Origin of the sequence: Acidisphaera sp. L21 (assembly GCF_009765685.1) — a bacterium.
In the GTDB taxonomy this organism is placed as follows: Bacteria; Pseudomonadota; Alphaproteobacteria; order Acetobacterales; family Acetobacteraceae; genus LMUY01.
Genome location: NZ_LMUY01000081.1, coordinates 1 through 12,815, shown reverse-complemented (window position 1 = coordinate 12,815; position 12,815 = coordinate 1). Strand labels below are relative to the sequence as shown.

The window sequence follows — 12,815 nt, the reverse complement described above, 5'->3', positions numbered from 1 at the left end:
TCCGCTGGCCTCGCGACATGATCGCGACCGCGGATTGGAAGGACCGTATTGAATGAAGGTGTCGTTCTACGCCCATGCGAGCTTCCGGCTGGAGACGCCAGGAATGAGCATCATCACCGACCCTTACACGCCTGGTGTTTCCGGGTTCGCTCCAATAGACGAGCCGGCGGACCTCGTGATTATGAGCTCGGCAACCGACCGATTTCACTCCGATCCGAGCCATGTCCGCGGTCAGCCAACCATCGTGAACGCGCTGTTGGACGTTCCGCCCGATGGAATTACGGTGCGCGACGCACTGATCCGCGCTTTTCCCACCAGCGAAAGTCTGACGTTCGACTACGGCCGAGATCCCGATGCAAATGCCATGTATCTCGTCGAGCTAGGGGGCGTGCGAGTGTTGCACATGGGGGACGTCGGCAATGCGATCGCGCAATCCGTTCTGGAGAGCTTGTCGGGGCAGGTCGACGTGCTTTTAGCTCTGACGGGGGCCCATGCGACGATTGCTCTTGAGGATCTCGACAAGGCGATTGCCGTCATCGCCCCTCGTATTATCATTCCGATGCATTATTGGCACCCACGGGGTGTCCTTCGAATTGAGCCCGTGGAAAGTTTTCTACAACGACACCCCGAAGGTATGGTCCACCATCGAGATGCAGCGTCTGTGATAATCGACGCCGGCAAGTTACCTGAGCAGCCACAGATCATCGTGCTGGCGCAGGCCCGATGAGGCGAAATGTCCAATCGGGCATCAAGCTTGAAGGTAGAAAAACGTAGGCTCGATAGTCAAAGATACAATCATACACTGTCGCGCAATGTATCACTAAGATCAGCAGCCTTCATTGGAGATCCACCCCGATCCGCGGAACTGACGGCCTTGCGCCAAACGTTCTTATGACACTGCTTGCTTGCCTGGCCTTAAGACCCATTACAATGCGGCGAGAGTATCGGCTTAACTCACCCCATCCATATCGATGCCGCCACAAGCCTGTTTTCAGACATTGACGCCGCCGTTGAAAGGCGAGCACATCAGCACGAAAGCCGGCTCAACACGGTGAAGTCAGGAGGGCAGTCAGATGTTTAATGGCTCAATGCGGCTCGCGATCCTATTAGGTCTGAGTGCACTGCCGGTGGTTGTGCAGGCTCAGACGGTCCCTCGCGATTGTGCATCGATAGCCTCGGTTCCGCTGCCCGCCACCGCGATCGGCCTTCCGACCTCTGGTGCCCGGGTCACCATCGCCACTCAAGTCGCCGCATCCGGGACTGCACCGCGGACCATCGGCGCCTACTGCCACGTCACCGCCGAGATTGACCCGATTGACCGTACTGCACCGCCCATCAAGCTCGAGGTGAACCTGCCCGACGCCTGGAACGGCAAGGCGCTCATGTATGGCGGCGGCGGTTTCAATGGCACCGTGCTGAGCTCACCGGGCCTGATCCGTCTGCAGCCTGCTGACGTCCCCGTGCCACTTGGTCGTGGCTACGTGACTTTCGCTAGCGACTCTGGCCACCAGGGCGCCTCCACCGACGGCTCGTTCGCGCTGAATGACGAGGCGTTGCACAATTACGCCTACGACGCGCTGAAGAAGACGCGAGACGTGGCTGGCGTCTTGATCGCGGCGCGGTATGGCCGCCCTGCAGACAAGGTGTATTTCCACGGCAGCTCAAATGGGGGGAAAGAGGCGCTCGGCATGATCCAGCGCAATCCAGCCGATCTGGACGGGGCCATCATCTTTTGGCCCGCCGTGAATTTCACCCGACTAGCCTTACAGCACACCCGGGTCGCACGTGTGTTGCTGGGGCCCGGCGCCTACCCTTCCGTGCCGCAACGCCAGCTTGTTCTGCGGGCCGCTATCTCGGCCTGCGACGGACTGGACGGCGCCACAGACGGGGTCATTGCCAACGCGCGTGCCTGTCAGTCCGCGTTCGACCCGGCCACCGCCAAGCTTGACGGTAAGCCGTTACGCTGTGAGCCCGGCAGTAATGGAGATGCCTGCCTAACCGACACACAGATCGCGGCTCTCCGCCTCATGGGCACGTCCTTCGGCGACGATGCCTATCCTGGCTTCAATATCTGGGGCACCGATCTCGGCTCCCGCACCAACGACGACCTGTCCCGCAACATCACTGACCAAGGGCTTGGGACGGTGGCGTCGTCCTACCCAACCACGCCGGGCATGCCGTTCATGCAAAACTTCGCTGATCAGTTCTTCAAGTACTTCGTTGCTCGGGATCCTAACGCCAAGCTGATGGAGTTTGATCCAGAGCACCCCGGCCGCTGGAAAGACAGGCTGGAGGCGTTAAGTTCCATGGCAGACCTGGGCGACACCGACCTTTCCGCCTTTGCCCGGCATGGCGGCAAGATCTTGTTGCTGCACGGCATGGCCGACCAGATCATCCCCACGCAGGGCACGGAACGCTATGTGGACGCCGTGGGGCAGCGCATGGGTCGCGAGCAAGTGGCGGGCTTCCTCAAGTTCTACGAGCTGCCCGTCACCGCCCATAGCGGCAACAGCCTCGCCTTCATGCCGGCCTGGGACGCACTGGGTGCGCTGGATGCTTGGGTGGTGAACGGTACGCCACCCCATGCGCCTGTCATCACCGACTCTTACGGCAAGCCCGGCCGGGCCCGACCGCTTTGCGAATACCCAACCTTCGCGAAATACAACGGGACCGGAAACATGGACGATGCGACCAGCTTCACCTGTGCCAAGTAAGCGTCGGGTTCTGACGGCGCTATTCGCTCTGCTGCTCCCAGCCGGCGCTGACGCGCATGCCATGTTGCTTCGGTCGGACCCCCCGGATGGCGCGCAGATCAAGACGCCGCCCGCGAGGCTCGTCCTTCAATTCACCGAACCGCTCGAACCACGATTCAGCCGGGTCGAGGTGACAGGCGGCGCGGGCAACCTTATCGCCTTGACACCGCCGCGGCCGCAGTCGAACGACGCCTCGGGCCTTGTCGCGGCCCTGCCCCCCCTTGGCGTCGGCCAGTATCAGGTGCGCTGGACCGTCATCTCGATCGACCTACACCGAACCACCGGAACGGTCGGCTTCACCGTCACGCCGTGATTTTGGGCCTCGGCGATGTCACCTCCCTGATCAGGGCACTATACGTCGCGGGTGCCATTGCGGCGTTTGGCGCGCCGGTGGCGTCGCTCACCTATGCCCGTGGCGCGCCGGGCTTACGGCGTTATGCGGTGTATGGCGTGGCCATCGCTGGTGCCGCGGGCCTCGTCTGGCTCGCCTTGCAGGCCCTCATGCTCGCGGACACACCAACCTGGGCCGCCTGGCAAGAGACGCTCCCCACGGTCGCACTCCACACCCGTTTCGGACAGGCGTTGCTGGCCGGGTTGATCCTGCTTGTTTGCTCAGCCTTCGCCCATCGGGTCCCCGCCACTCTGCTAGCGGGTGCCCCCATCGCCCTGCATGCCGTCGCCACCCACGCCACTGCGACCCAGGGCGGGATTGGCACCGCCGTGGAGGCGATTCACCTCCTGGCGGCGGCAGTCTGGCTTGGGGGGTTGCCCGCACTGCTATTAGCGTTGCGTGGTGATGTGGCAGAAACCGCACGTCGGTTCGCCTGGGTCGGCGCACCCGCGGTGCTCATGCTGGCGGCATCGGGCGTGGTCCAGCTTTGCTGGCTGGCCGGTGGATGGGCGGGCCTGTTCGGCACGACTTACGGCTTTATTTTGCTGGCAAAAATCGCACTGTTCGCGGCAATGCTTGGCCTGGCCATCTGCAATCGGACGCTGCTCGCGACCAGGGCGAAGTGGCTCGCCCGTGCCATCGTCCTGGAAGCGGCACTCGGCCTGCTGGTGGTCCTCCTTGCGGCGGCCCTGGCTGAGAGCCTGCCGGGCATTCACACCGATGCGGTCTGGCCGTTCCCGATGCGCCTGACCGACGCGCCGCTCGCCGACCCCGCCGCGCGGTGGGGTGCCGTGGCCGGGCTGGTCGGGTCAATGCTCGCGATCGCGCTGCTCGTCCGCGCGGTGAGGCACCGTAGGCTGATCCCCCTCACCCTAGGCGTCATCCTGGCCACCTGGAGCCTACCGCAGCTCCAGCTGTTCACCACCGAGGCTTACCCCACGAGCTTCGCTGACGCGCCACTGCCCACCACCGCGGCGATTGTCGCTGGTGACACACTTTTCGTCTCGAATTGCGTAGCCTGCCACGGACGGTCTGGGCACGGTGACGGACCGCTAGCCCCCTCTCTTGCGGTGCAACCCGCTGATCTGACGGCGGGGCACGTGCTGCAGCACCCGGACGGCGACCTGTTCTGGTTCATCGCCCATGGTCTTGCCGGGCCAGACGGCACGCAAGCCATGCCTGGGTTCACCCCAGCGCTGGAGGAGCCCCAGGTTTGGAGTCTCGTCGCTTACGTGCATGCGCTGAATGTCGGCACGGCGTTCACGGCCAACCGCCATTGGCCACAGCCCGTTCTTGCGCCCGATTTCCCGATCACGTGCCGCAACCGGACCACCACCCTGTCGTCGCTGCGTGGGCGGATGGTGCGGCTGGCGCTCGCACTAGCACCTCCATCACCTTCGGCGGCCTTGGTCCTGCTGCCGGGCACCCCTGGGCCGGACGACGCGTGCCGCACGGCGACCGGCGACGTTGCACAGGCTTACGCCGCGTTGGTGGGGGGCCAACAGGAGCATGAATTTCTGATCGATGCCCAGGGCTGGCTACGAGCCTACTGGAGCCCGGCCAATGCGGACGCCGTGGCGGCGAAGCTGCGTGATGTCGCAAATGCGCCGCCCCTGCAGGCCAGCGTTCCAGCAGGGCATAGGCATTGACGGACTTCGATATTAGGCTCGCGTCCAAGGTCGCAGCGATGTCGACCAAAAGGGAAGGACACCGAATGATCGTTCGCTGGACCGCTTTGGGTGCGTTCGTTCTCATGATGACTGCGGCCGGAATCCCACCGGCCCTTGCCGCGGACGATCCGCCTCAGCCTTGGACGAAGCCGGTGCCGCGCGCGACCTGCGGCCCTGGATCGCGGGCCGAAACCGGATTGCAGGGCAGTTCGACGCTGGCCGAGCGTTTCGGTGGTGCCACCGCCCAAGGCTTTAGCTGTAACATGCAACTCGTCGGTCAGACCCAGGGTGAGGGCGCAAGCTGGCAGCTCGCCTGGTCCGACACTTGCGCCTACTACGACACCGCGAACGGCACGCATCAGGCGCACCCCGGCGTGGTCGTCGTCGACGTGTCCGATCCTGCTCATCCGAAGCCGATTGACTACATCGACAGTCCGACGATGCGCGACCCTTGGGAGTCGCTACACGTCAACCCAGGCCGCAAGCTGTTGGGGGCCGCCGAAGCGGAGAACGGCACGGGCACCGGTAACGGCTTTGAGATCTACGACGTCTCGGACTGCCGCCATCCCGTGCGCAAGTCGATGCTGCAAATTCCCGATAGCCACGGTCATGCCGGAAATTGGACCCAGGACGGCATGTTCTACTACATCACCCAGGGCTTCCGTGGCGTCGGTGGCACCATGCCCATCGTCGACACCGCTGACCCGGCGAACCCGAAGCTGGTAACCACCTGGAAGTTCGAGGGCAACGGCCGACCACACGATACAAGCTCGAACGCGGACGGAACGCGCATGTACAGCCCGCAGCCGGGTTATTTCACCGCTCCCGTCGGCTCCAGCTCCTATGGGCCGGAAGGTCTCATCATCCTCGACACCAGCGACATCGCCGAGCACAAACCCAACCCTCAATTGCGCACCGTGGGCACACTGTTTTGGAAGGATGGCGGACAATCGCAAGCAGCACTCCCGATCAAGATCGGCGGCAAGCCTTTTCTGGTGTTCACCCAGGAGCTGAGCTCTGGCGGCATTGGCGCCGCGGGACGGGCCGCCTCTTGCGCGCAGAACCTGCCGCCTTTCGGCTTCCCAAAGCTCATCGACATCTCCGACGAGACGCACCCGAAGGAGGTCGCCAAGATCATGCTGGAGGTGGACGACCCTTCCTATTGCTCGATGACGATGGGAGAGGCGACCAATCCAGCGTTCGTCTATGACAGCCATTACTGCAATGTTGATAATGCCCAGGACGCCCGGCTCATGGTCTGCAGCTTTTTCGAAGCCGGGATCCGCGCCTTCGACATCCGCGATCCTTACCATCCCCGCGAGGTGGCCTACTACAAACCCCCCGCCCAGGGCACAAAAGATCTGCCGGGCTCCAATCTGCAGAAATTCACCGGCAGCGGTGGGGTCACCCTGAACCGCACGGCGGATTGGGCCTCCTCCTTCCTCCGAATCCTTAAGCGCAAGGATGGTCAGGTGGAGGTCTGGTTTACCTCTCAAGACAACGGCTTCCAGGTCGTCCGGTTTACCAATCCGGACGTCGTCGGCGCCGACCTCCTCGCGGCAAAGCCCGGCGACGACGCGATGTGATCAGGATGCGGCGCGGCTACCTCGTTTGGGATAAGCCGCGCCGACTGTCATGAAACGTTGCGCCCGATTATCAGCGACGGTGGCCGTCTTTGTGGCCACCCTCTGCCTGCTTTCAAGGCAGGCGGCGGCGCATTCGGTTGTGACGCCCTACGACCTGCCAATTCCGTTCTCCGTCTATGTTTATGCCTGCGCAGGCACGCTGGTCTTGACCTTCGCCGTGCTTCTGTTCGTGCCGGCTCAAGCTGGCGTGGCTACGAGGGTGACGCCGCGCACCTGGCAAGTGCCCGGGGCGCTGGTGACGGCCATTCGCGCCGCCGCCCTGTTCTTATTGGGCTTTGCGATCATCGTAGGATTCGTCGGGACGCCAAGCCCCATCGCCAACCCGGCGATGTTCCTGATCTGGACTTTGCTGATGTTGGTACTGACTGGCCTGACCATTTTCTTCGGTGACTTGTTCGCGCTTGCTAATCCTTGGCTGAGTTTGGCTCGGCAATTCCGGATCGGCGATCGGCCGTTGTTGTCCTATCCGGACCGGCTCGGTCACTGGCCGGCCTTTGGATGCTACCTCGGGCTTGCGTGGCTCGAACTGATGGCTCCCCCAATCCCCGCGCTGCTGGCATGGGCACTGCTTGGTTACACCACTTGCACCCTGTTCGCTGTCGCGTTGTTCGGACGAGAGGTATGGTTCGATCGGGCTGAATTGTTCAGTTTGTTCTTCCGCCTCGTCGGTGCCATGGCGCCACTTGTCTGGGAGCGCCAAATCGCAGGCTGGCAAATGCGTCGCCGAGCTGCGCTATCGGGCGTGTTGGCTCGTGAAACGCAGGGTGGGCAAACAGCATCTGCCCGGCTCAGCCTGATCGTCTTCGTCTTGTTCATGCTGGCGGCGACCACGTATGACGGCGTATGGCAAACCTCCTTCTGGGCCGGGCTGTATTGGGGCAACCTGATGCACTGGTTGCAACCGCTTTGGGGCAGCGACTTCGCTCGGGCCCAGGCTCTCCTGGCACCTGGCTACGTCGTCTACCAGCGAGGTGGACTGTTCGCTGCACCGTTCGTTTACCTAGCGATTTATCTGCTCGTCATTGCGGCGATGCGGATGATGATGCCCCGCCACATCGGCCTGCTAGACCTTGCGGCGCGGTTCGCGCCTTCATTGGTTCCCATCGCGGTAGCCTACATGCTCGCGCACAACTGGACGGCAATCCTGTCGAGCATCCCCGTTGTGCCGTTCCTGGTCACTGACCCGTTCGGCTGGGGCTGGAACATGATCGGATTGCCCGCTCTCTTGACCGCCGAGCCGCCGCCGCTGGACATGGGCCAGGTGTGGCATGTCGAGGTCGCCCTCATACTGGCCGGGCACGTGACGTCGGTGTATGCAGCGCACCTAGTCGTCACCAACATGGTCGCAGGCCGCCGCGCTATGTTGGCGAGCGAAGCGCTCTTGCTAGCCCTTATGGTTGCATACACGGTCATCGGACTAGTGGTATTGAGCCTTCCGCTCGCGATACATTGACGGCAGAAATGCGCCAATTGACGTCGTTCAGCCATTAGTCCTTCGCACCCGAAAGCTGCCGTTCGTCTGGCAAGGCTGCCAAACTCGATGCCAAGCGCACAGTAGTCTCCAGCTTGGTATGATTGTATTAGACGGGGCCCCGCCGGCGCCTGCGTTCGATCCGACACGGCGGCTAGCGAAGCGTGAAACGCAGCAAAGCGCCCGCGGAAAGAAGCATCATACCGACGCCGCAGCCGGCGACTAGCCAGGCCGGGCCCATGGCGGCGGCGATGCTGGGGGCGAGCAGCATCGCGACCAGTGCGCCGGCATAGTTCACCGTCATGAAGGCTCGGGTCGAGGCGGCGATTTCGTCGGGCGGCAGTTCGGTCTGCCGGAGCACAGCGAGAGGAATGTCGCCGACAGGGCCGCCTAGGGCCGCAAGAGCAGCGGCCAGCATCAGACCGGGCAGCCCGAGCGCCGGGCCAACGGATAGCAATGCGATGCCCAGCCCGGTCAACGCCTTGCTGCCGAAGATCATCGGTGCAAGCCGCTTCGGCAAGGTGCGGCTCCCGACGACCAAGGTCGCGGCCAGGTTCGTGCAGCCATAGGCGGAGATGCACAAGCCAAACGCCGCCAGACCGGAGGCGCCTGGGCCGGTGATACCGGTACGCTCGATCAGCAGGGGCAGCGCAAGGAACATGCTGGCATACCACAACCCGTTATTCGGTCCATTCACGCAGATCGCCAGCCCCAACAGTTTATGCCGCCGCACCGCGGCGAACCCGCCCCGCAGCGCGCCGCGTAGTGGCCGCACCGGCATTGACGGCGGCTGAATGGCGCACACGGCACAGGCCGAGACCAGGAAGCTGAGGGCATCAAGGGTGAAGAAATGCATGACCGGCAAAACAGTCGCCAGCGCACCGATCAGGCCAGGGCCAATCAGCCGCGCCATCCGGTCCGTGGTGTCGAACAGAGCGTTAGCAGCAGGGAGAATGGCGCGATCGGGCAGCAGGCTGGGCAGGAGCGCGGCCAAAGCCGGACGGAACACCGCATCGCCGATCGCCAGGACGATGATTGCTGTGCCCAGGCCGATCGCCGATGGCCGGCCGGCCATCGCCCAGTTCGCGACCAGGAGGGCCAGGATGCAGGCGCGGGTGAGGTCGGCACCGGCCATAGCGATGCGGGGGGCGATTCGGTCGGCCCAATGCCCAGCGAACAAGGCCGCCGCCAGCCCGCAGCCGGCTTGCAGCGCGGTCAGGTAACCGGCCGCCGGACCGAATACGCCTACGCCGACCCAGGCTAGAGCGACGATATAGAGTTGATCGCCCATGGCAGAGAGGCAGAGGCCCGCCCAGAGGAGCGAGACCGCTCGGTATCGCAGCGGCCGGAAGAGCAGCACGATCTATCGTTTTCCTAACGAGGGAATGCGCAGAATGCGTCTGCAAGCGGGCCCCAGATACAGGCGCCCTTGTCCGCAGGCAGGCTCAGCGCAGACCGGCATCCCATCGGGCGGTGAGCCGGATATCGTTGCAGCAGCGCGCAAAGATGGCCGTCTCGCCATGCAAGAGATAACGACTGGCGAATGACTATCGCTTTCGACCCAAGCGACCCAGCCCACACGGCGCAGCGGCGCCAGGCTGCCCGGGCGGCGCGCCAGAACAGCAATGTGGCGGAGCCCGCGGTGGAGAGCCGGGAGTTCACCCGAGGTGCTACACGCCAAGATTGCCAGCGCGACGAGTAGCGCATCTTTCCCTCGCCCAGCCGTTCCCAGGTCGGGGGCCGCCAGAGCCTGGTTCATGACGTCTGCTAGAACTTTTCGGTCCAGCTTTCCGAGAACGCCAACGCACTGGTGCTGAACGGCCTGCCGTCACGCGGCGCCGGGTGCGGCACGCCGGTGGCTTGCCGGCCATTGCGGGTCAGCCGAGCCCCGAGCGCCGGGATCAGCACCGTGCACACGCCATAGCGACGGGCCGGGTCCTGGAACGGTTGGGTGTGCACCAGCAGCGGCTCGCCGGTGTTGTACCAGGTCAGGCCAAACTCATCTTCCTCGGTGCTGACGTGCTCACTCCAGAAATCGCGGTAATCGCCGGACTTGCTGAATGCGGCGTCGGACACCGGAATGCTCTGATCCTCGAGTTCGGGGTTGAGCATCCCCTGCACGGTTGATTGCAGCCAGCGCGTCATGGCGATGTTGTCGGAGTAGATATGCCAGGTGCCGTCAGTCAGCTCGCTTTTGATGTAGAGCACATGGCCCGGACCGGCCGGTGAGAAGATGATGCGCCAGAAACTTGCACTGGTCGTGATCGGGCCGGAAGCGTCCTTGCCCAGCCGGATGAACGGATTCTCGCCGGTGAGAATCACGCGGTTGGCGTCGATGGTCATAAATAACTCCTTGATGGGGATTGTCGCGCGATACCTGGGTCTGATGCTCGGTGTCGAAGAACCTCACTCCACCAGGACAGCCCCGGGCAGGACAAGCCCAGGATGACACGGAGGGGCCTGGATCAGATCCGGGCAAGACGAAGTGAGGCTGCGATGACGGTGCGGTCAGCGCAGCAGGTCGAGCACCGCCTGCACCACAGCATCTGGCGTCTCACGTGACAGGAAGTGACCAGCAACCGGGATGATGCGGCGCTCATAGCCTCCGGTGAAATGCCGTCCGTCATGATCCGACTCGTGGGATGGTCCAACGCCATCCGCCGCGCCATGCAGGTTAATCGTCGGCACGGAGATCGACGGTTGCACCGCGAGGCGATCCTCCAATGGCTCGAGCAGCGGATCACCGGGCGCCTTGGCGTATCGGTGGCGGTAGGATTGAACAGTGACTTCGACAAAGTCGGGGTTGTCGAAACTAATGGCAGTCGCCTCGAACGTGGCGTCGTCGAAATTCCAGTTGGGCGACCAGAGTCGCCATAGCAGCCTGCAGAAATCGCGGCGGTTCTCGATCAAGCCTGCATGGCCTCGGTCGGTGTTGAGATACCATTGATACCAAAGCCGGTATTCGGTGTCGGCAAAGGAGGGCAGGCCTGCCTTCGGGATGTTCTGTATATTGTAGCCGGTAATCGAGACCAGCCCCCGCACTTTTTCCGGCCAGAATGCCGCGGTGATGCAACAGGCGCGACCGCCCCAATCGTAGCCTGCTAGGATGGCAGGCGGCAGACCGAGCGCGTCGATGAAATCGCGCAAATCGGCGCCGAGGGCGGCTTGCTGGCCGGAGCGAGGGGTCGCTGGATCAAGGAAGCGTGTCGGTCCGTAGCCGCGTAGGTAGGGCACCAGTACGCGGTATCCGGCTGCTGCGAGGGGCGGGGCGACATCGTCCCAATCATGCACGTCGGACGGCCAGCCATGCATCAGGATGATTGGCGTCCCATCAGCCGCTCCCCTTTCGAGGTAGGCGATTTCCAGCGTCGGGGTGCGGATCGTTTTGTGCATAGGTCTCGGCTCCCAAGGCGGTCATGCGCCCGCCGGCGCATGCGTGATCTAACGCTATCGAATGCCCACGAACGAATCAAGAACGAACATTTGCTGCCCGGTCATGACTGAGTATGGTCGGGCCCGGCCAATGACCCAAACTAAGATGAGATGAAAGGCAGCTATCTTACGTACACCGCCCTGAAACTGCCCATCCGCTTCCGGCCACTATAAGCCAGTTGACGCGAGCGGCACAGGCTTGCGCGGGATCGGTGGCCGAAGCCGACAGGATGCTAAATACTACGCCCCTTTCATTACGATAGCGAGAAAGCCCTGAGTCTAGGCCGTGCGGCTCTCATGGCGGCAACGCCAAACGCCATCAATTTGGCGGCAAGATTACGGCCCTTTAGTCCTGTTCGTTCATGGGTTAGGGTCTGCCCATGTTCTCAATACTGAGCGGATGCCTAGCAGGGTTACGACGACGCTACGCCGAACCGCACCGGGCCTATCATGGCCAGGCTCATGTCGACGCTCTCCTGGAAGGTCTCGCCGATGAGTGTCGCCATGTCGGCGACAGGGCGGCGGTCGAGCTTGCCGTTTGGTATCACGACGCAATTTACGACCCGAGCGCGACCGACAACGAGGCTCGCAGCGCCGACCTGCTTGTCGCCGAAATGAAGCGGCTGGCCTGCCCGTCGGTCGTCAGAGCGGCAGAGAGCATGGTCCGGGCGACCGCAAGCCACGAGCTGCCGCCAGACTTTCTGGACGCGTTGCGCGACGACATAGCTACCTTTCTCGATCTTGACATGGCGATACTCGGCGCCGAGCCCGCCGACTACGATGTCTATGAAGCGGGCATCGCCGCGGAATACATCCCTGTTCACGGCCTAAACAATTTTCGCGTTGGCCGGGCGGCGTTCCTGCGGAACATGCTGAGCCGCGAGCGGCTGTTTCACACAGAGCGCTTCCATCATCGGCTGGATGCAGCGGCACGTGCCAATCTGCGAAGATGGCTGCTAGATCTTGCCACCTGACACAACGCACCGGGTGCTCACGCTCCCAGCGGCGAGTAGGGCGCTCGCCTTAGGTGCCGCCGACGAACCCCGTCCGCTCTGCAACAGGTCGGCTTTTCAGGATCAACGCACGCTCCAGGCTCGACTGATGCTTCCGCAGAATGGCGCCATGGTCGGCTGACGGGTCGCCGATACTAACGTCGCTGGCGCATGTCCGCTTCTCTTCTCCGTTGATTAGAAGCTGGCCGGCAGCTGTCGGCCAGCATCCGTCCGAATGCAAGCGCGGGTAGTGGCCATCCTGAAACGTGACTTATTCGAACAGCACCCGTCTGATCCAAATCGGGCTCCGGGCATATGGCGCGGCTCAAGGTCTGTCCATGCGGCTTAGGGCCCGTCAGGAAATAACTGAATTGGGTCTATGTTTTAGTGGATATGGGATTCTCCGGTCACGGAGGGGTATCGTAGCGTCGTGAGATGATCGACACCAGGGCCATCCGTA

12 protein-coding genes are annotated in these 12,815 nt (G+C 63.1%); 8 read left to right on the top strand and 4 right to left on the bottom strand.

Annotated elements, in window-relative coordinates; translation table 11 throughout:
- Positions 1–52: 52 nt before the first annotated feature.
- The 6 genes from GSQ76_RS16565 to GSQ76_RS16540 all read left to right on the top strand — a co-directional run bounded on the left by GSQ76_RS16565 (position 53) and on the right by GSQ76_RS16540 (position 7,913).
- A complete protein-coding gene (locus GSQ76_RS16565; protein WP_158745216.1) occupies positions 53–727 on the top strand; it encodes an MBL fold metallo-hydrolase in 675 nt (224 codons plus the stop codon).
- 346 nt (positions 728–1,073) lie between these two features.
- Positions 1,074–2,714, top strand: coding sequence for a tannase/feruloyl esterase family alpha/beta hydrolase (locus tag GSQ76_RS16560; RefSeq protein ID WP_158745214.1), 1,641 nt, complete (start codon positions 1,074–1,076; stop codon positions 2,712–2,714).
- Positions 2,715–2,775: 61 nt separating this feature from the next.
- Positions 2,776–3,066: a copper resistance CopC family protein gene (locus GSQ76_RS16555; protein WP_158745212.1), complete on the top strand. Its 291-nt coding sequence runs from the start codon at positions 2,776–2,778 to the stop codon at positions 3,064–3,066.
- Between the two features lie 2 nt (positions 3,067–3,068).
- Positions 3,069–4,793 (top strand): CopD family protein, encoded by a 1,725-nt coding sequence (locus GSQ76_RS16550; protein WP_158745210.1) that lies wholly within the window; start codon positions 3,069–3,071, stop codon positions 4,791–4,793.
- Between the two features lie 65 nt (positions 4,794–4,858).
- Positions 4,859–6,400: an LVIVD repeat-containing protein gene (locus tag GSQ76_RS16545; RefSeq protein WP_158745208.1), complete on the top strand. Its 1,542-nt coding sequence runs from the start codon at positions 4,859–4,861 to the stop codon at positions 6,398–6,400.
- A gap of 79 nt (positions 6,401–6,479) precedes the next feature.
- Positions 6,480–7,913, top strand: a complete 1,434-nt coding sequence (locus tag GSQ76_RS16540) for a hypothetical protein (RefSeq protein ID WP_158745206.1) — start codon at positions 6,480–6,482, stop codon at positions 7,911–7,913.
- Between the two features lie 172 nt (positions 7,914–8,085).
- Here the strand turns inward: GSQ76_RS16540 and GSQ76_RS16535 are convergent, their stop codons facing one another.
- Complete coding sequence (locus GSQ76_RS16535; protein ID WP_256366992.1) at positions 8,086–9,291, bottom strand: MFS transporter; 1,206 nt, start codon at positions 9,289–9,291, stop codon at positions 8,086–8,088.
- Positions 9,292–9,474: 183 nt separating this feature from the next.
- Between GSQ76_RS16535 and GSQ76_RS16530 the strand changes: the two genes are divergently transcribed.
- Positions 9,475–9,633, top strand: a complete 159-nt coding sequence (locus GSQ76_RS16530; protein ID WP_158745203.1) for a hypothetical protein — start codon at positions 9,475–9,477, stop codon at positions 9,631–9,633.
- A gap of 65 nt (positions 9,634–9,698) precedes the next feature.
- On the opposite strand, the gene GSQ76_RS16525 is transcribed toward GSQ76_RS16530, so the two are convergent.
- From GSQ76_RS16525 to GSQ76_RS32355, 3 genes are all read right to left on the bottom strand, one after another.
- A complete protein-coding gene (locus tag GSQ76_RS16525) occupies positions 9,699–10,274 on the bottom strand; it encodes a hypothetical protein (RefSeq protein WP_158745201.1) in 576 nt (191 codons plus the stop codon).
- Positions 10,275–10,439: 165 nt separating this feature from the next.
- Positions 10,440–11,324, bottom strand: coding sequence for an alpha/beta fold hydrolase (locus tag GSQ76_RS16520; RefSeq protein WP_158745199.1), 885 nt, complete (start codon positions 11,322–11,324; stop codon positions 10,440–10,442).
- A gap of 452 nt (positions 11,325–11,776) precedes the next feature.
- Positions 11,777–11,911, bottom strand: a complete 135-nt coding sequence (locus tag GSQ76_RS32355) for a hypothetical protein (RefSeq protein WP_256366991.1) — start codon at positions 11,909–11,911, stop codon at positions 11,777–11,779.
- Between the two features lie 66 nt (positions 11,912–11,977).
- Here GSQ76_RS32355 and GSQ76_RS31165 point away from each other — a divergent pair, with 66 nt between their 5' ends.
- Positions 11,978–12,337, top strand: a complete 360-nt coding sequence (locus tag GSQ76_RS31165) for a hypothetical protein (protein ID WP_216851098.1) — start codon at positions 11,978–11,980, stop codon at positions 12,335–12,337.
- Positions 12,338–12,815 lie beyond the last annotated feature (478 nt).

Excerpts from the sequence above, each read along its gene's own strand:
- GSQ76_RS16565 (WP_158745216.1), top strand. The coding sequence starts at position 53 with ATGAAGGTGTCGTTCTACGCCCATGCGAGCTTCCGGCTGGAGACGCCA.
- GSQ76_RS16560 (WP_158745214.1), top strand. The coding sequence starts at position 1,074 with ATGTTTAATGGCTCAATGCGGCTCGCGATCCTATTAGGTCTGAGTGCA.
- GSQ76_RS16555 (WP_158745212.1), top strand. The coding sequence starts at position 2,776 with ATGTTGCTTCGGTCGGACCCCCCGGATGGCGCGCAGATCAAGACGCCG.
- GSQ76_RS16545 (WP_158745208.1), top strand. The coding sequence starts at position 4,859 with ATGATCGTTCGCTGGACCGCTTTGGGTGCGTTCGTTCTCATGATGACT.
- GSQ76_RS16530 (WP_158745203.1), top strand. The coding sequence starts at position 9,475 with ATGACTATCGCTTTCGACCCAAGCGACCCAGCCCACACGGCGCAGCGG.
- GSQ76_RS16525 (WP_158745201.1), bottom strand. The coding sequence starts at position 10,274 with ATGACCATCGACGCCAACCGCGTGATTCTCACCGGCGAGAATCCGTTC.
- GSQ76_RS16520 (WP_158745199.1), bottom strand. The coding sequence starts at position 11,324 with ATGCACAAAACGATCCGCACCCCGACGCTGGAAATCGCCTACCTCGAA.
- GSQ76_RS31165 (WP_216851098.1), top strand. The coding sequence starts at position 11,978 with ATGAAGCGGCTGGCCTGCCCGTCGGTCGTCAGAGCGGCAGAGAGCATG.